Origin of the sequence: Thalassobaculum sp. (genome assembly GCF_965223715.1) — a bacterium.
Taxonomy (GTDB): domain Bacteria; phylum Pseudomonadota; class Alphaproteobacteria; order Thalassobaculales; family Thalassobaculaceae; genus Thalassobaculum.
The window spans coordinates 315,571-332,242 of record NZ_OZ245012.1 but is presented as its reverse complement, the minus strand read 5'-3'; the positions used below and the strand labels follow the sequence as shown (position 1 = coordinate 332,242).

General features: G+C 67.2%; 17 protein-coding genes and 1 tRNA gene. 9 read left to right on the top strand and 9 right to left on the bottom strand.

What is annotated here, in order from left to right:
* Nucleotides 1-792, bottom strand: coding sequence for a helix-turn-helix domain-containing protein (locus tag ACOQOP_RS01555; RefSeq protein WP_420564555.1), 792 nt, complete (start codon nucleotides 790-792; stop codon nucleotides 1-3).
* A 131-nt stretch (nucleotides 793-923) separates the two neighbouring features.
* Here ACOQOP_RS01555 and ACOQOP_RS01550 point away from each other — a divergent pair, with 131 nt between their 5' ends.
* Nucleotides 924-2,084, top strand: coding sequence for an acyl-CoA dehydrogenase family protein (locus ACOQOP_RS01550; protein ID WP_420564554.1), 1,161 nt, complete (start codon nucleotides 924-926; stop codon nucleotides 2,082-2,084).
* A gap of 25 nt (nucleotides 2,085-2,109) precedes the next feature.
* Nucleotides 2,110-3,153, top strand: a complete 1,044-nt coding sequence (locus ACOQOP_RS01545; protein ID WP_420564553.1) for a class I SAM-dependent methyltransferase — start codon at nucleotides 2,110-2,112, stop codon at nucleotides 3,151-3,153.
* Between the two features lie 18 nt (nucleotides 3,154-3,171).
* Here the strand turns inward: ACOQOP_RS01545 and ACOQOP_RS01540 are convergent, their stop codons facing one another.
* Nucleotides 3,172-3,882, bottom strand: coding sequence for a hypothetical protein (locus ACOQOP_RS01540; RefSeq protein WP_420564552.1), 711 nt, complete (start codon nucleotides 3,880-3,882; stop codon nucleotides 3,172-3,174).
* A 309-nt stretch (nucleotides 3,883-4,191) separates the two neighbouring features.
* On the opposite strand from ACOQOP_RS01540, the gene ACOQOP_RS01535 reads away from it, so the two are divergent.
* Entirely contained in the window at nucleotides 4,192-4,779 is a 588-nt protein-coding gene (locus tag ACOQOP_RS01535) for a PAS domain-containing protein (RefSeq protein WP_420564551.1), read from the top strand.
* A 4-nt stretch (nucleotides 4,780-4,783) separates the two neighbouring features.
* On the opposite strand, the gene ACOQOP_RS01530 is transcribed toward ACOQOP_RS01535, so the two are convergent.
* A complete protein-coding gene (locus ACOQOP_RS01530) occupies nucleotides 4,784-5,527 on the bottom strand; it encodes a YrhK family protein (RefSeq protein WP_420564550.1) in 744 nt (247 codons plus the stop codon).
* A 121-nt stretch (nucleotides 5,528-5,648) separates the two neighbouring features.
* On the opposite strand from ACOQOP_RS01530, the gene ACOQOP_RS01525 reads away from it, so the two are divergent.
* From ACOQOP_RS01525 to ACOQOP_RS01510, 4 genes are all read left to right on the top strand, one after another.
* Nucleotides 5,649-6,560, top strand: coding sequence for a LysR family transcriptional regulator (locus ACOQOP_RS01525; RefSeq protein ID WP_420564549.1), 912 nt, complete (start codon nucleotides 5,649-5,651; stop codon nucleotides 6,558-6,560).
* Between the two features lie 80 nt (nucleotides 6,561-6,640).
* Entirely contained in the window at nucleotides 6,641-7,855 is a 1,215-nt protein-coding gene (locus tag ACOQOP_RS01520; protein WP_420564548.1) for a CaiB/BaiF CoA transferase family protein, read from the top strand.
* Between the two features lie 9 nt (nucleotides 7,856-7,864).
* Nucleotides 7,865-8,278, top strand: a complete 414-nt coding sequence (locus ACOQOP_RS01515) for a PaaI family thioesterase (protein ID WP_420564547.1) — start codon at nucleotides 7,865-7,867, stop codon at nucleotides 8,276-8,278.
* Nucleotides 8,279-8,388: 110 nt separating this feature from the next.
* Entirely contained in the window at nucleotides 8,389-9,093 is a 705-nt protein-coding gene (locus ACOQOP_RS01510) for a haloacid dehalogenase type II (RefSeq protein ID WP_420564546.1), read from the top strand.
* 29 nt (nucleotides 9,094-9,122) lie between these two features.
* On the opposite strand, the gene ACOQOP_RS01505 is transcribed toward ACOQOP_RS01510, so the two are convergent.
* From ACOQOP_RS01505 to ACOQOP_RS01485, 5 genes are all read right to left on the bottom strand, one after another.
* Nucleotides 9,123-9,199: transfer RNA gene (locus tag ACOQOP_RS01505), tRNA-Met, on the bottom strand.
* Nucleotides 9,190-10,452, bottom strand: a complete 1,263-nt coding sequence (gene mnmA / locus ACOQOP_RS01500; RefSeq protein ID WP_420564545.1) for a tRNA 2-thiouridine(34) synthase MnmA — start codon at nucleotides 10,450-10,452, stop codon at nucleotides 9,190-9,192. The genes ACOQOP_RS01505 and mnmA overlap by 10 nt, the downstream gene beginning before the upstream one ends.
* Nucleotides 10,453-10,503: 51 nt before the next feature.
* Complete coding sequence (gene tenA / locus ACOQOP_RS01495; protein WP_420564544.1) at nucleotides 10,504-11,190, bottom strand: thiaminase II; 687 nt, start codon at nucleotides 11,188-11,190, stop codon at nucleotides 10,504-10,506.
* Between the two features lie 22 nt (nucleotides 11,191-11,212).
* Complete coding sequence (locus ACOQOP_RS01490; protein WP_420564543.1) at nucleotides 11,213-12,316, bottom strand: cysteine desulfurase family protein; 1,104 nt, start codon at nucleotides 12,314-12,316, stop codon at nucleotides 11,213-11,215.
* Between the two features lie 148 nt (nucleotides 12,317-12,464).
* On the bottom strand, nucleotides 12,465-12,926 hold the full coding sequence (locus ACOQOP_RS01485; protein WP_420564542.1) for an Rrf2 family transcriptional regulator: 462 nt from the start codon (nucleotides 12,924-12,926) through the stop codon (nucleotides 12,465-12,467).
* A 365-nt stretch (nucleotides 12,927-13,291) separates the two neighbouring features.
* Here ACOQOP_RS01485 and ACOQOP_RS01480 point away from each other — a divergent pair, with 365 nt between their 5' ends.
* Nucleotides 13,292-13,951, top strand: a complete 660-nt coding sequence (locus tag ACOQOP_RS01480) for an alpha/beta hydrolase (protein WP_420564541.1) — start codon at nucleotides 13,292-13,294, stop codon at nucleotides 13,949-13,951.
* On the opposite strand, the gene ACOQOP_RS01475 is transcribed toward ACOQOP_RS01480, so the two are convergent.
* The gene (locus tag ACOQOP_RS01475) at nucleotides 13,906-15,027 is read right to left on the bottom strand and encodes an anhydro-N-acetylmuramic acid kinase (protein ID WP_420564540.1); all 1,122 of its coding nucleotides are present in this window, start codon (nucleotides 15,025-15,027) and stop codon (nucleotides 13,906-13,908) included. The two genes, ACOQOP_RS01480 and ACOQOP_RS01475, sit on opposite strands and share 46 nt — an antisense overlap.
* A 389-nt stretch (nucleotides 15,028-15,416) precedes the next feature.
* On the opposite strand from ACOQOP_RS01475, the gene tyrS reads away from it, so the two are divergent.
* Nucleotides 15,417-16,670, top strand: coding sequence for a tyrosine--tRNA ligase (gene tyrS / locus ACOQOP_RS01470; RefSeq protein ID WP_420564539.1), 1,254 nt, complete (start codon nucleotides 15,417-15,419; stop codon nucleotides 16,668-16,670).
* Nucleotides 16,671-16,672: the final 2 nt, after the last annotated feature.

Here is a 16,672-nt window from a genome sequence, read left to right as displayed (position 1 = left end):
TTACGCCGCACTCTGCCGCGCCAGATCGGCGGCCAGGGCTGCGGCGATCTCCTGCAGCGGAGCCACCAACGCCGCCGCCGCATCCTCGGCACTCAATGCCGAGCGCAGGTACAGGACGTTGATGCAGGCGAAGATCGTGGCCCCATCGCGGATCGGCACCCCGATGCTCGAGATCCGGTTCTCGTATCCCTGAGCCATATAGGCCGGGTTCATTGTCGCGTAGCCGGCGTCTCGGATCCCGGCGAACAGCGCGTCGGCCCGGGGCCGGTCGCGGGCCACGTCGTTCCAGGGCGCCGGGTCGTGCGCCGCCGCCTCCAGGATCGCCGCACGCTCCGCCGCGCCGCAGAACGCCGTGTAGGCCAGCCCCAGGCTCGCGGCCAGCATCGGCGCCCGGTAGCCCGGCCCGCGGTTCACGAAGATCGGCCCAGCCTCCCGCGAGGTCTCGACCACGATCATCGCGTCGCCGTCGCGGATCGCCACGTCCGACGGCCAGCCGATCCGCCTCCGGAAGGCGCCCAGGCGCGGCGACACGGCCGCCCCGATCGCGTTGTGCGCCCGGTATCCGGCGCTGAGCTGCAGGGTCTTGCCGGCGGCGTGATACAGCCGCGTATCGTCGTCGCGCACCACGTAGCCGGCATGGGTCAGCGTCTCCAGCATCCGCAGGATCGTCGCCTTGTCCAGGTCCACCACCCGGTGGATCTCCGCCAGGCTGGCCCGCCCAGACAGCCGGTTCACCGCCGCCAGAACATCCAGGCAGCGCAGCACCGAAATCACCGGACGGTATGACGCCACCCTCGCCTCCCCGATCGCTCAACGCATATTTCAACTGATGAAATTCTATTTCATTTACAGCCTAACAGCCGGAAGACCACAGTGCCAACCGACTTCACAAACAGCCGAACCAAGAAGCGGAGGATCCACCGGTGGACTTCAGACTGACCGAGGAACAGCAGGCCCTGCGCGACACCGCGCGCCAGTTCGCCCAGACCGAGATGCCGGCGGTGGCCAAGGAACTGGAGGAGAAGGACGAGGCCATCTCCAAGGACTGGCTGAAGCGCTATGCCGAGATGGGCTTCCTCGGCATCAACGTCTCGCCGGAGCTTGGCGGCCTCGGCCTCGGCAACCTGGAGGCGCTGATCGTGCTGGAGGAGTTCGCCAAGGTCTCCCCCGCGGTCGCCTTCCCGATCTTCGAAAGCTCCGTCGGCCCGATCCGCGCGGTCGAGCATTTCGCTGGCTCCGAGCTCGCCAAATCGGTGGTCCCGAAGGTCTGCGCCGGCGAGATCGTCTGCGCCGTCGCTATGTCCGAGCCGGATGCCGGCACGGCGCTCACCGACCTGAAGACGCGGGCCGTGCTGGACGGCGACCACTATATCCTCAACGGCCAGAAGCGCTGGTGCTCCGGCGGCGGCCATTCCGACAGCTACGTGGTCTACACCAAGCTCTCCGACGAGCCGGGCGCCAAGGGCATCGGCGCGCTCTACGTGGAGAAGGACCGCGACGGCGTGTCCTTCGGCCCGCGCGAGCGGCTGATGGGCTTCCGCGGCATTCCCTCGGCGGACATATTCTTCGAGGAGGTGCGGGTACCGAAGGAGAACCTGATCGTGCCGGCCGGCGGGTTCCGCAAGCTGATGGAGGCGTTCGACCTGGAGCGCTGCGGCAACTCCACCATGTGCCTTGGCATCGCCCAGGCCGCCCTCGATCAGGCGTTGGACTACGTCCAGGAGCGCAAGGCGTTCGGCAAGGAGCTTGTCGAGTTCCAGGCGGTCCAACTCAAGCTTGCCGAGATGGCGCTGAAGGTGGAGGCCTCGCGCCTGCTGATCTGGCGGGCGGCCCAGAACGCCGAGGACGGCCTGCCGAGCATCCTCGACAGCTCGCTCGCCAAGTGCTTCTCCAACGAGATGGTCCGCGACGTGACCGGGGCGGCCTTGCAGGTCATGGGCGGTTACGGGTATGCCAAAGAGTATGGAATGGAACAGCGGATGCGCGACGGCTGGGGCTGGGGTATCGCCGGCGGCGCGATCGACATTCAGAAGATCAACATCGCCAGCGCCCTGGTGGGAAGGCGGTTCAACCAACGTGCATGACTCGGCGGCAGAGAGGCCGGACTGAATGGACAGACGCGGCCTTCTGCGACAGCACATCGATCTGAAAACGGCGCGGGTGCTGGAAATCGGCGCCCTCGCCGTCCCCCTCGTCGCCCCGGACGAAGGGCGGGTCGAGTATGTGGACCACCTGGACACCGAGGGCCTGCGCCGGGAGTACCGCGGCCATCCGGGCGTCGATGTCGACAGGCTGGTCGAGGTCACCCATGTCTGGAACAGCGGCACCTTCGCCGAGGCGATCGGCGGTGCCGGCCCGTTCGACGCCATCGTCTCAAGCCACGTCTTCGAGCATTTCCCGAACCCGGTGCAGTGGCTGGCCGACGCCTACGGGCTGCTGGCGCCCGGCGGGCAGATCTACATGGTCCTGCCCGACATGCGGTTCACCTTCGACCGCCATCGGGCCAAGACCCGGCCGGCCGACTGGATCGAGTGGTATCTGGAGAAGCCGTCGCGGCCGAGCACCGGACAGGTCTACGACTACCATTCCAAGGTGGTGGACGTGCCGCCCGGCTATGGCTGGGCCCCGGAACCGGCGGGCGGCTTCCCCAACATCTACGACCCGAGCACCGCCCTGGAGCAGGCCCGCTCGACGCAGGAGACCGGCCGCTACATCGACGCCCATTGCAGCGTCTTCACGCCGGTCAGTCTGCTGGAGCTGTTCCGCGAGATCGACAGCCTCAACCTCTTCCCGTTCGACGTGACGGCGATCTATCCTACCGAGGTGGACGACATCGAATTCGCCGTGGTCCTGAGGCGCAGCGACGTCCCGCCGCGCCCGCAGCTTACCCGGGCGATTGACCAGAAGCTGGCGCGGGAGGCCGGCTATACCGGCGCGTTCGGAGCCGGCGGTTTCGCCGCCGCCCTGGCTGCCGATCCCGAGCTGAAGAAACGGCACAACGCCGTGCGGGAGAAATGGATATCCGACGCCATCGCCAGCCGAGAGCGCGCCGTCCTGCCGGCACTGGATCCGGCCCTGCACGACGCCTTTCCGGAGCCGGGCGACGCCCGGACGATGCGCAAGACGACCTGGTTCCAGCGCCTGCTGAAATGATCCCGTCCCGATCCGGGGTCAGTCGCCACCGCCGCGGGTCGACAGATCGAAATAGTTCTGAGTTTCCATATCCTTGGATTTCTCGGACCCACCACCGTCCTCCGACGTGGCCGCATAACCCAGGCTCTCGGCCCAGGCGGTCGCCATGCGGCTTTCCATCCGTTCCATCGCCTCCAGCTTCGAGAGTTCGCTGCGCCACTGGTCGGCGGAGACGAGCTTCTTGTCGAGCGGGAAGATCGCCAGAAGGATCCGCCGGACCTCACCGGTCTGAAGCCGCATCGGCAGGATCAGCCGGTCATAACCGAAGGATTTGGTCAGGATCTGGAATTCGCGCCGGTAATAGAGCGGCTGCTGGGTGTCGACCGACTTGAAGAGCGCGCGGCCGACCTCGAGGGCAACGTCGTTGCTGTAAACCTCGTTGATCAACCGGCCCGTCGGGTTTTCGCCGAGCAGACGGGTCAGCGCCTCTCCCACCATCAGGTAGCGCGCCCGCAACGGAAAGCGGGGCGGAATGTCGGTATCCTCACGGGTCGGCCGGGCGACGTCGATCAGCGCGATGTTGGACAGGCAGTCCGGCATGTCGTGGATCGCCAGATCCTTCTGGCGCGGCGGAACGCCGTTCTCGGACTGGCCCCGCCAGTACCGGTAGAGCTCCGCCAGCACCGGACGGTCGATCGCCGAAAGCGACAGGTATTCGGCCGTGTTCGACCAGATGCGGAATCGAGTCATCGCTGAATGCTTCCCGTAGACCTGAGCAGACCTAGGGCGCCGTCAGGGATTCTCAATGTCTCGAGCGTCATCGGGACCTCATGGGCTCATTGTATCACCGGACGCGGAATGCGGAAAACTCGGCGACCGGACAATCGAAACGCCGCCGATCAATAATCTCCATTGATGGATGAATACCTATTGACTCACAATCATACAGTGCTGCGACATATGCATATGTGGCGGTGGCGGGGGCCGTGAGTGACTACTTATTCGGCACCCGAAACATTCTGCGAAATAGATGCAATTTGTGCTGGCAGGGATGACACGGTGACCCCGATCAATATGGATGAATTAACCTCTTCACTGCTTGCCGGCGATTTTTTCCAATTAAACAATATTTTTAGAAGTATTGGATCTGACAGTCCGAACATCCGGTTGAACCTTTCGGTCGACGATATCGAGAGCGTCCGCCTGAAATCGCTGTTTGAATACTGGAAACGCCTGCCCCGTGGCCAGCGACTTCCGCTCACCCAGGCGATCGACGCGGTCGAGATCGGACCGGCGCTCGGCATCGTCATGCTGCTGGAAACCACCGACGATCCGTATGAGTTTTTCTACCGCCTCTACGGCACGGAGATCGCCGCCGTCAGCGGGCTGGAACTGACCGGCAAGACAACCGCCGGCATCCCGTCGCCGGAGATGCGGGCGTTTTTCCAGATGACCTATGCGGCCGCGGTGCAGTCCGGCGCTCCCCTGCTCTGTCACCACCGGCCCCCGCCCGTCTTCGGCATGACCTGCTGGGCGCGTCTGATCCTGCCCTGCGAGGACGGGGCCGGCCGCATCGACCGGCTGCTGGTGGGCAACGAGCCCGGCTTCCCGAAACTCCTGGGTCGCACGCCCTGGCCCCGGGACTGACGCGTCAGGCGGGACCGCTCGCCCGCGTATCCGCCCGTACCACCAGCCAGGCCCGCCAGTAGTTGAACAGCCCGCCGGCGAGGAACAGACCGCTGCCCACCAGGAAAAGCCAGGCGAGGTAGGCGCCCAGCAATCGGCGATCGGCGTCGCTGCTGAGCTCCCACAGGAACGGGATCGAGGCGACGCAGAACAGGGTCGAGCCGACGATGAAGCTGATCGCCGTCAGGTTCAGCAACTGCAGGGTCTTCAGGGTATCGGCGAAGATGATCTCCAGCACATTGACGACCGCCCCGAGCAGGAACAGCGCCGATCCGACCAGGAAGCACCACGCCCCCGGCCCGATCCAGTCAAAGGCGGAAAAGAAGAACACGCTGCCGGCAACGAACAGCAGCGTGCCGACCAGATAGGCGACCGCCGCCCAGAACTCCAGCACCCGCCAGACCGACCGCCGGCGCCCCCGGTCCCGATGGCTCGCGATCACCTCGAAGACGTCGTGCCCGGTCACCAAAAGATAGAGCAGCGAGCCGGCGAGGAAGGCCCCGGCCCCCACATTCTCCCAGGCCGACAGGCTCGGGAAGAACAGGACGCTGCCGAACACGAAGATGAGGCCGCCGAGCGTGTAGAACGCCGCGTTCACGGTCTCCCAGCGGAAATGCAGGCCGATGTTCCCGGCGCGGCGCACCAGGGCATGGACGCGCGGACGGTTCGAGAAGAAATGCGGCATCGCTCCGGCCAAAGGGGTGGTCAAGGAACAGGGGGGACTCATCACCATCCGCCCCCCACGTCAACCGCACCCTCCGGTTCGTCAATATGGACAGAACCTTCATTGACAGCATCAATGCGGGTCTGACCGATGGGAGGACGGCCCGATGAACCTGCGGACGGTGGATCTGAACCTGCTCGTCGCCTTGAACGCCCTGCTGACGGAGCTGCATGTCACCCGGGCGGCGGACCGGATCGGCCTGAGCCAGCCGGCCATGAGCAATGCGCTCTCTCGGCTGCGGCACATCTTCAAGGACGAGTTGCTGGTCCGCACCCCCTCGGGCATGCAGGCCACGCCCAGGGCCCTGGAGCTGACCGAGCCGACCCGCCAGATCCTGAAGCAGATCGAACGGGTATTCGACAGCGACAGCGGCTTCGACCCCGCCGCCACCGACCGCCGTTTCACCCTGCGGCTGTCCGACTTGCTGAGCGTCCTGCTGCTGCCCTCCCTCACCGCCGACTTGCTGGAAGAGGCACCGAAGGTATCCCTGGACGTGATCCATATCTCGCCGGTGCGGACCGTGGAGGCGCTGGAGAAGGACGAGATCGACCTGGCGGTCAGCATGGGACTGGTCCATTCCAACGCCATCCGGTCGGAGGTGCTGATGACCGACCGCATGGTCTGCGTCATGCGCCGCAGCCATCCGCTGGCGGAAGCCGACCTGACGCTGGAGGCCTTCCTCACCAGCCGGCAGTTGCGTGTGGCGATGTCTCCGACCGACCTGCGGTTCGTCGACGATGTGCTCGCACGGGAAGGCCACGGCCGCGATGTGGCGCTGAACCTGCCGCACTGGCTGACCGTCCCGCATATCCTGCGGCAGAGCGATCTTGTCTCGGTCATGCCCGAGCGGCTAGCGGTGGCCCTGGCCTGCCCGGACCTGGTGGCCCGCGTTCTGCCCTTCGCCTCGGCCCCGTTCGAGTGGTCGCTGTACTGGCACCGGCGCCACGACGGCAATCCGGCGATCCAGTGGCTGCGCCACCGGATCACCCAGGCCGCCACTCATTCACCCGGCAAATAGCGACAGACAGCCCATCGATTTCACAGATCCCCGGCATCCGCTTAGAACCGACTCAGCGGTCTTCAGCGCGGAGTGCCCTCATGCGAGAAACCACCGACCAGCCTCTGTCCGGTATCCGGGTCCTCGACCTGTGCCGGGTCGTCTCCGGCCCCTTTGCGACCATGCAGCTCGGCGATCTCGGCGCCGATATCGTCAAGATCGAGGACCCGCGCCATGGCGACGAGAGCCGGCGCTACGGCCCGCCCATCATCGGCAGCGAGAGCGCCTATTTCCTGTCGGTGAACCGCAACAAGCGGAGCTGCACCATCGACCTGAAGTCCGAGGCCGGGCGCGACACGGTGCTCGCCCTGGCCGAGGCGGCGGACGTGGTGGTGGAGAATTTCCGGCCCGGCACGCTCGACAAATGGGGGCTCGGCTACGACGCCCTGAAGGTCCGCAACGGCAGGCTCATCCAGTGCAGCATCTCCGGCTTCGGCCGCTCCGGTCCGGATGCCGACAGGCCGGGCTACGATCTGATCCTGCAGGGCGAGTCCGGGGTCATGGACATCACCGGCGACGCCGACGGCCCACCGATGAAGGTCGGCACGTCCATCGCCGATCTCACCACCGGGCTCTATGCCGCCCAGGCGGTGCTCGCCGCCCTGCGCCTGCGCGACCGTACCGGCGAGGGCAGCCGCGTGGATGTGTCGATGCTGGACGCCATGGCCTCGCTGCTGACCTTCAATGCCGGCATGTATTTCGCCACCGGCGAGAGCCCGCGGCGGCGGGGCAATGTCCACCCCACCATCAGTCCCTACGAGCCCTTCCCCGTGGCCGACGGCTGGATCAATGTAGGCGTCGCCAACGACAAGTTCTGGGCCCTCTTCTGCGACGCCCTCGAGCAGCCCGACCTGAAGACCGACCCGCGCTTCGACACCGCCCCCAAGCGCGCAGCCGGCCGTGCAGCCCTGGTCCAGATCCTGACCCCGATCTTCGCCACAAGAAGCCGGGAGGACTGGCTTTCAAGGCTGAGCGCCGTCGGCATCCCCTGCGGGGCGATCAAGACGGTCGGCGAGGTCTGCGAGGCGCCGCAGCTTATCGAGCGCGGCATGGTGCAGAGCGTGGAGCATCCAACCGTCGGGCCGGTGCGCTTCGTCGCGCGGGCGATCCGGTTCGACGACATGGCTCCCGCCCCCTCGACCGCGCCGCCGACCCTCGGGCAGCATACGTATGAGGTTCTGGCCGACTGGCTCGGCTGGGACGCCGACAGGATCGAGCGAAGTGCGGCCGGCGGCGCCTTCGGACAGCGGGAGTGAGACAGCGGGATGGACGATCAGGCGAAGGCGATACTGGAGCGGGCATTGGGGGACGGACGGCAGGAGTTCGGGTCGTTCTTCCTGTCCCGGCTGTTCGGCATGGAGGTCGCCTATGAGGGCGAGACCTGTACGGTCCGCTTCCCGGCAGATCCGCCCTTCTTCAACCCCCAGGGCTCGTTGCATGGCGGGGTGCTGGCCACCGCGCTGGACATCTCCATGGGCCATCTGCTGAAGAAGCATTTCGGCGCCGGGGCCACCATCGAGATGAAGGTCCAGTATTTCGCCGCCGCCCGGGGCGGGACGGTCGCCTGCCAGTCGTCCTTCCTGAAGAAGGGGCGCCGGACCTTCTTCCTACAGTCGACCGCCCGGGACGACGCCGGCGAGAGCATCGCCCATGCCACCTCGACATGGAAACTGCTCTGACCGGCCATTCACCTTGTGAATGCGGCCAACCCAACAATCGATTGTACCGATAGTGCACGGTCCGCTCTGATCACGGTCACAGCCACCGAAACGACCGGAGACCCACGGAAATGATCGACGCCGACACGCTGAAGCGCACCGTCAAGGCCTGCATGTTCGACCAGTACGGCACGGTCGTCGACATGCAGGGCGGCCTGACCAAGATCGCCAAGCCCTATCTGGAGGGCAAGGGTTGGACCGGCAATCCGAATTCCTTCGTGACCTGGTGGCGCCGGACCCATTTCGAGAACTCGATGATCGACGCCCTGCTGCATCGGGAGCACACGCCCTATCGTGAGATCGGGTTCCGGGCGGTCGACCAGGTGCTGAACCGCGCCGGCATCGAGCATACCGACGAGGAGGTCAGCGCCCTGGTCGCGGAGATCGAGAAGCTGGAATGCTTCCCGGAGGTGCCGGCGGCGCTGGCCAAGCTGCAGACCCGCTACCAGCTCGTGGTGCTGTCCAACGGCGACCCGGACATGCTGGAGACCGCCAAACGGTACCACAAGGTGCCCTTCGACCGGGTGATCTCGGTGGCGGAGGCCAATTCCTTCAAGCCGCACGTCGCCACCTACACCAAGGCGGCGGAGTTGATCGGCCTGCCGATGGATCAGGTGCTGTTCGTCGCCAACCACGCCTTCGACGTCATCGGCGCCAAGGCGGCCGGCATGCGGGCCGCCTTCATCAACCGCCGGGAGCGCCCGTTCGAGCGCACCCCCTACCAGCCGGACATCACGGTGCGCACGATGCAGGAGCTCGCCGACCTGATGGTCTGAGACCGGCTATGCGTGACTTTGGAGGGAAGTGGTAGCGGAGGAGGGACTTGAACCCCCGACACGCGGATTATGATTCCGCTGCTCTAACCAGCTGAGCTACTCCGCCACGGAGACCGGCGATATACGGGGGGGCGCCGTCGGTGTCAAGCGCGGGGAGGTTGTCTCGCGCTCCCCTTTTTCCGTTCCGCTCCCGGTTCCCAGAATCCAGCCACCGCCCAGCACACGGCCGCCGGCCTCGGCCTCCGCCGTGACGTCATAGAAAACCGCCGCCTGGCCGGCGGAGATGCCGAACTGGGGATCGTCGAGGATCAGCCGGACCCCAGCACCGTCGCGATACAGGGTTCCCACCGCCGGGGCCTGGGCGGAGCGCAGTTTCGCGGCCACGCGGATGCCGGCATCGCCGCTGCCCGACGCGTCGCCCAGCCAGTTCAGCTCGCCCACCCGCACCTCGTCGGCCCCCAGGGCCGCACGCGGGCCGACGACGACCCGGCGGGTCTCCGGCTCCAGACGGACCACATAGAGCGGATCGGTGTCCGGCGCCCCGTCCTCCCCCTTGCGGCCGCCGATGCCGAGGCCGCGTCGCTGGCCGATGGTGTAGTGGATGATGCCCTCATGCCGGCCCATGACCGTGCCGTCCAGATGCACGATCTCGCCCGGATCGGCCGCGCCGGGGCGGAGCTTCTTGACGATCTCGGCGTAGTTGCCGTTGGGCACGAAGCAGATGTCCTGGCTGTCGGGCTTGTCCTGAACCTCCAGGCCGAGACGGCGGGCCTGGTCGCGGGTCTGCTCTTTGGTCAGCCCCCCAAGCGGGAAGCGCAGGAAGTCGAGCTGCTCGCGCGTGGTGGCGAACAGGAAGTAGCTCTGGTCCTTGCCGGGATCGACCGCACGGTGCAGTTCGGGACCGGCCGGGCCGAGCACGCGGCGCACATAATGGCCGGTGGCCAGCGCGTCGGCGCCCAGGTCGCGGGCCGTCGCCAGCAGGTCGCGGAACTTGACCGTCTGGTTGCAGCGCACGCAGGGGATCGGCGTCTCGCCGCGCAGGTAGCTGTCGGCGAAATCGTCGATCACGCTCTCGCGAAACCGGCTCTCGTAATCCAGCACGTAATGGGGGATGCCGGCCCGCTCGGCCACCACGCTGGCGTCGTAGATGTCCTGGCCGGCGCAGCAGGCTCCCTTGCGGCCGACGGCCATGCCGTGGTCGTAGAGCTGCAGGGTGATGCCGACCACGTCATAGCCGGCCTCCTTCAGCAGGACGGCCGTCACCGAGCTGTCCACCCCACCGGACATGGCCACGACGACGCGCCGCGCGCTGCGCGGTCCGGGCAGGCCGAGGTCGAGATCGGGAAACGGGTCGCTCATGGGCGAGACATATGCAGGCGACAGCCCGCAATCGCAAGCCCGGCGGGCCTGCTAGACCGCGTTCAGGCCCATCTGCCAGAAGTCGACCTCCAGCTCGGTGGCAGCGGTGAAGGTCTTTGAGAGCGAGTGGAAGCGGGCATCGCCGCCACGCTTCTGCGCCAGACGGTCGATCTGGGCGACCGAGGCGCGGACGATATCGAGGTAGTCCTCCCCCGAATACATGGCGATCCAGGCCTCATAGGGGTTGGCGTCGCCGCGCAGGGTCTTCGGGTCGGCCGCCAGCCGGGCGCCGATCACCCCGTAGCCGATCACGCAGGGGGCGAGCGCCGCCTGCAGGTCCAGCAGGTCCCCGGCCAGGCCCCTATCCAGCACGTAGCGGGTATAGGCCACACAGGCCGGATCCTCGGGCACGGCGGCCATCTCCGCCTCGGTCAGCCTCCAGCCGGCGCAGTATTTGACGTGTAGGCTCATCTCGGTGTCGAGCAGGCCGTTCACGGTCGCCGCCGCCGCGCGCATGTCGGCCAGGTCGTCGGCCTTGTAGACCGCCAGGGCATAGGCCCGGGCGAAATGGATGAGGAACAGATAGTCCTGGGCCAGGTAGTGGCGGAAGGCCGGCTGCGGCAGCGAGCCGTCGGCCATGCCGCGCACGAAGGGATGATCGGTGTAGCGGGCCCAGGCATCGGGACAGGCGGCGATCAGGCGGCCAAGGAAACTTCCGGCGGGCACGATCTCGGTCATCGAAACGGTCTCTCGCGGTTGGTCAGCGGGCGGCGGGAGACAGACGGTCGCGCATCGCCCCCCAGGCTTGCAAGAAGCGATCGGCATCCTCCCCGGTGCTGGCCCAACCGAGGCTGACCCGGATCGCCTGCCCCGCGATCGGATCGTCCGGATGCATGGCGTCGAGCACGTGGGAGCGCTTCACCTTGCCGGAGGAACAGGCGGAACCGGCACTGACGGCGATGCCGGCGAGGTCGAGGGCCATCACCTGGGTCTCGGCCGCCACGCCCGGCAGGGCGACGGACAGCGTGTTGCAGAGCCGCTCGGCCTGGATGCCCATGACGCGAGCCTCCGGTGCCCGGTCCAGCAGGGCCGTCGCCAGCCGGTCGCGCAGGGCGGTGAGACGAGCCGCCTCGCCCTCCCGCTCCTCGGCGGCAGTGGAAGCGGCAACGGCGAAACCGGCGATGCCGACGTCATTTTCCGTGCCGGAGCGGCGCCCGCGCTCCTGGCCGCCGCCGGCGATGAGCGGAGTGACCACGAGCCCCTCGCGGATCAGCAGGGCACCGACGCCCGGCGGGCCGCCGAGCTTATGGGCGGAGAGGGCCAGGGTGTCGGCTTCGGCCAGGGCGATCGGGTCGAGCCGCCCCGCGCCCTGCACCGCATCCACATGCAGCAGCCAGCCGGCGGCATGGGCGAGGCGGGCGATCTCGGCGACCGGCTGCACCACGCCGGTCTCGTTGTTGGCCCACATCACGCAGAGCAGGCCGGGATCGCTCCCCGCCAGCAAGGTCTCCAGAGCGGCGAGATCGACCACGCCTTCGGCGGTGACGGGAATGCGGGGAGCGTCCGGGGCGGCGGCCAATACCGCATCGTGCTCGATTGCGGAGACCAGGACCCGCTCCCGCCCGAGCCCCCGGATCGCCAGGGCGTCGGCTTCGGTGCCACCGGAGGTGAAGATGACGTCGGCGTCTTCGCGGGCCACCAGGGCGGCGACGGCCCGACGCGCGGCCTCGATGCGGTGCCGGGTCGCCCGGCCGGCGGCATGGACCGAGGACGGGTTGCCATGGACGCGCGCCGCCTCCGTCATCGCCTCGATCACGGAGGGACGGATCGGCGCGGTGGCATTGTAATCGAGATAGGTCGTCATCTCGCCATCGCTGTTGAGCGGCAGGCGAGAGGCTTAAGCGTCCCAGCTCGCGCGGTCAACGCCGGCCGGAAACGCCGCCCGGAAACACCCACTCGGCCGGGCCGGTCGGGATCGGGACAGCCGGCGACCCGATCGACCGGCGGACGGCTCAGTCGGCCGCGGCCTGGGCCTTGGGGTCCTTCGTGGTGCTGGCGCCAGGAACCCGGCCGGCGAGCACGTCCTCGACGGTGACGCGGTTCAGGAACCAGAGCATTTGTTTGCCCAGTTGCTCCCAGAGATCGTGGGTCTGGCAGTGGGTCGCCTTGTCGGAGCAGCAGTGGGGTGCACCGGGGGTGCAGTTGCCGCGCGGCGTGTCGATATCGACGGCCTGGACGATTTCCGCGATCCGCATGTCGCCCAGCGCCTTGCCCGGCAGGTAGCCGCCGCCGGGGCCGCGCACGCTACGGACCAGGCCGGCCCGGCGCAGGCGGGCAAAGAGTTGCTCCAGATAAGACAGGGAAATGTCTTGGCGCAGAGCGATTTCAGCGAGTGAAATGGGCCGGCCCTGGGCACTGGACGCCAAATCACACATCGCCATCACGGCATACCGGCTCTTCGTGCTGAGTTTCACGATCAGACCTCTCCACTTGGCAGCCGCGATTACTTGCAGCTGTCACCCCAAGATTATTATCTGGCGAGAGGAGGTCCCGTTCCTGTCGCCCGACCGAGCCATCGAGAAAACTAATTTGGTAAGTACGGGTATTCAAGACGAAATCAAACATGCCGGACGATTTCACAATGATTTTGTGCGAAATTGCAAAGATCACGGGGTGGCGCCCCGCACTCGTGCCAACCGGATAGCAATGGCCCGGACTTGATCCGCAGCGGGGGCGATCCGATCTCCGGCTTGATGGAAGACATAGCGGCGGATTAGACAAGGAGCGCCGGGCGCGCTATTTGGTCTGGTTCAATGCCGATCCGGAGGACTCCACCAGAATGCCCGAGGTCATGATCAACGGCCCCGAAGGCCGCATCGAAGCGCGTTACCTACACGCCCAGGACCCCGGCGCGCCGATCGCCCTGATGCTGCACCCCCATCCGCAGCACGGCGGCACCATGAACAACAAGGTGGTGTACTCGCTGTATCAGACGTTCGTCGCCCGCGGCTTCTCCACGCTCCGGTTCAACTTCCGCGGCGTCGGGCGCTCCCAGGGCGTGTATTCCGGCGGCGAGGGTGAGCTGTCCGACGCCGCCTCGGCGCTGGACTGGGTGCAGACCTACAATCCGAACGCCCGGTTCTGCTGGATCGCCGGCTTCTCCTTCGGCGCCTGGATCGGCATGCAGCTGCTGATGCGCCGGCCGGAGATCAGCGGTTTCGTGTCGATCGCCCCGCCGGCCAACCTGTTCGACTTCACCTTCCTCGCCCCCTGCCCGGCCTCCGGCTTGGTGATCAACGGCGACAAGGACGAGATCGTCCCGGCGGATTCCGTGAAGAAGCTGGTCGACAAGCTGTCGACCCAGAAGGGCATCACGATCACCCACAACGTGATCAAGGGCGCCAACCACTTCTTCGGCCCGCAGATCGACGATCTGAGCCGGCTGGTCGGGACCTATCTCGACGCCAACGTTCCGGCCACGGCCGACGAAGACAAGTAGCGCTTGCCGCCGGTCCGGGGTTCGGCCACGCCGGTCGTCCCCGGAAAGGTGATGTCGAGCCCCAGGATCGAGCGTACGGCGAGATAGGCGAAGGCCTGCGCCTCCAACGCGTCGCCGTCCCAACCGAGATCATCCGCATCCACGACGTCGCCCTCGACGGCCTCGGCGATCGCCGCCATGAGGGCCGGATTGTGCCGCCCGCCGCCGGTGGCGATCCAGCGGGTCGGCGGCTGCGGGAACCAGCGGGCCGATCCGGCGATGGTGGTGGCGCTGAAGGCGACGAGCGTTGCCGCCCCGTCCTGCGGCGACAGTCCCTCCACCGCCTCGGCCACCCGGGCGTGGAAGGCGTCCCTGTCCAGCGACTTCGGCGGCTTTCTGTCGAAATACGGATCGGCCAGCATCCGCGCCAGCCGCTCCCGGTCGACGGTGCCCGCCTTCGCCAGCGCCCCGTCCTCGTCGTAGAGCGTGCCGATGGTCCGCCAGCACCAGTCGTCGATCGGCGCGTTGCCGGGGCCGGTGTCGAAGCCGAGCAGGTCGGTCTCGCCGGTCCCGAGCCAGGTGACGTTCGCCACCCCGCCCATGTTCAGCACCACGACCGGCCGTGCCTCAGGCCCCGCCAGCGCCCGGTGGAAGACCGGGGCGACGGGCGCCCCCTGCCCGCCGGCGGCCATGTCGGCCAGGCGCAGATCGCCGACCACGTCGATGCCGAGATGATCCGCCAGCCGCTGGCTGTGCCCGATCTGCCGGGTGCGGCCGACCTCCGGCTCGTGCAGCACGGTATGGCCGTGGAAGCCGACGATATCGACTTGCTCTCTCGACAGGCCGGCCCGTTCCATCAGGGTCCGCACGGCATCGCGGTGCAGGTCGGTGATCTCCACCTCGACCGCGTCCATATCCCCGGTACCCTGGATCGCGGCCCGCAGCCGGGCGCGGAAGGCGTCGTCATAGGGAATGGTCAGCGCCAGCCCGGCCTCGACCCGGTCGCGTCCGTCGGTGACCAGGACGGCGGCGTCGACGCCGTCCATGGAGGTGCCGCTCATCAGGCCGATGGCGGTGAAGGTGTCCGTGGTGTCCATGGCAGCAGTGTTGGATGAGTCGGGGCAGGTTGTCACCCGGCCCTTCGACACGCGCCCCGTCGGGGCGCTGCTCAGGGAGAGGTCCATCATTTTTCCCATCAACGTCATCCCGGACGACCCCGTCCCGGATTTAATCCGGGATTGATCTGGGGGCGGGCCGGGACCCCGCTGTTGGCATAGCGGTCGGGTCCCGGCCGACCCCCGGGTCAAGCCCGGGGGTCACCGGGATGACGGCTTTGTTGTTCGACCTCGCCCCGAGCAGCCCCGGCTCGCGGCTGGGGGCGTGTCAAAGGGTCGACGGACCGGACCTGTGCCCACACCCTTCATCCCTCCCCCCGGCTGTGCTACATCGCCTCGCCCGCAACCCCAGCCACCGGCGGACCAAGGCCATGTCGACGCCCAAATCGGATTTCCTGAACGCGATCATCGATCGCGGATTCTTCCACCAGTGCACCGACCTGGACGCACTGGATCGCGATCTGACCGAGGGCATGGTCACGGCGTATATCGGCTTCGACTGCACCGCCGACAGCCTGCATGTGGGTTCGCTGCTGCAGATCATGATGCTGCGCTGGCTGCAGAAGACCGGCAACAAGCCGATCGTGCTCATGGGCGGCGGCACCTCGAAGGTCGGCGACCCCTCGTTCAAGGACGAGGCGCGCAAGCTGCTGAGCGAGGAGGACATCGCCCGCAACAAGGCCGGCATCCAGCGGGTGTTCGACAAGTATCTGAGCTTCGGCGACGGCCCCAGCGACGCCGTCATGGTCGACAACGCCGACTGGCTCGACAAGCTCGAGTACATCAAGTTCCTGCGCGACTACGGCGCCCATTTCTCCGTGAACCGGATGCTCAGCTTTGATTCGGTCAAGCTGCGGCTGGAGCGCGAGCAGTCGCTGAGCTTCCTCGAGTTCAACTACATGATCCTGCAGGCCTACGATTTCCTGGAGCTGCGTCGGCGCTACGGCTGCGTGCTGCAGATGGGCGGCTCGGACCAGTGGGGCAACATCGTCAACGGCGTGGAGCTGACCCGCCGGGTCGACCAGCAGACGATCTACGGCCTGACCTCGCCGCTGATCACCACCTCCTCCGGCGCCAAGATGGGCAAGACGGCCCAGGGCGCCATCTGGCTGAACGAGGACCGGCTCAGCGTCTATGACTTCTGGCAGTACTGGCGCAACACCGAGGACGGCGATGTCGGCCGCTTCCTGAAGCTGTTCACGGAGCTGCCGCTGGACGAGATCGCCCGGCTGGAAGCGCTCGGCGGGGCGGAGATCAACGAGGCCAAGAAGATCCTGGCCACGGAGATCACCAAGCTGTGCCACGGCGCCGAGGCGGCCGAGGCGGCGGCGCAGACCGCCCAGCAGACCTTCGAGGCGGGTGCCGCCAGCGAGGGGCTGCCGACGGTGGAGATCGCCCGCGGCGAGATCGAGGCCGGTCTTGCCATGGTCGACGCCCTGGTCCAGGCCGGGCTGGCCGCCTCCAAGGGCGAGGCCCGCCGGCTGATCCGCGGCGGTGGCGCGCGGGTGAACGACGCGGCGGTGACGGACGAGGCGGCGACCATCGACAGCGACGCGCTCACCGGCGACGGCGTCGTCAAGCTGTCGGCCGGCAAGAAGCGCCACGCGCTGCTGCGGGCGGTCTGAAA

Excerpts from the sequence above, each read along its gene's own strand:
- ACOQOP_RS01490 (WP_420564543.1), bottom strand. The coding sequence starts at position 12,316 with ATGACGACCTATCTCGATTACAATGCCACCGCGCCGATCCGTCCCTCC.
- ACOQOP_RS01515 (WP_420564547.1), top strand. The coding sequence starts at position 7,865 with ATGGACGATCAGGCGAAGGCGATACTGGAGCGGGCATTGGGGGACGGA.
- ACOQOP_RS01475 (WP_420564540.1), bottom strand. The coding sequence starts at position 15,027 with ATGGACACCACGGACACCTTCACCGCCATCGGCCTGATGAGCGGCACC.
- tenA (WP_420564544.1), bottom strand. The coding sequence starts at position 11,190 with ATGACCGAGATCGTGCCCGCCGGAAGTTTCCTTGGCCGCCTGATCGCC.
- ACOQOP_RS01525 (WP_420564549.1), top strand. The coding sequence starts at position 5,649 with ATGAACCTGCGGACGGTGGATCTGAACCTGCTCGTCGCCTTGAACGCC.
- ACOQOP_RS01545 (WP_420564553.1), top strand. The coding sequence starts at position 2,110 with ATGGACAGACGCGGCCTTCTGCGACAGCACATCGATCTGAAAACGGCG.
- ACOQOP_RS01540 (WP_420564552.1), bottom strand. The coding sequence starts at position 3,882 with ATGACTCGATTCCGCATCTGGTCGAACACGGCCGAATACCTGTCGCTT.
- ACOQOP_RS01520 (WP_420564548.1), top strand. The coding sequence starts at position 6,641 with ATGCGAGAAACCACCGACCAGCCTCTGTCCGGTATCCGGGTCCTCGAC.
- mnmA (WP_420564545.1), bottom strand. The coding sequence starts at position 10,452 with ATGAGCGACCCGTTTCCCGATCTCGACCTCGGCCTGCCCGGACCGCGC.
- ACOQOP_RS01480 (WP_420564541.1), top strand. The coding sequence starts at position 13,292 with ATGCCCGAGGTCATGATCAACGGCCCCGAAGGCCGCATCGAAGCGCGT.
- tyrS (WP_420564539.1), top strand. The coding sequence starts at position 15,417 with ATGTCGACGCCCAAATCGGATTTCCTGAACGCGATCATCGATCGCGGA.
- ACOQOP_RS01510 (WP_420564546.1), top strand. The coding sequence starts at position 8,389 with ATGATCGACGCCGACACGCTGAAGCGCACCGTCAAGGCCTGCATGTTC.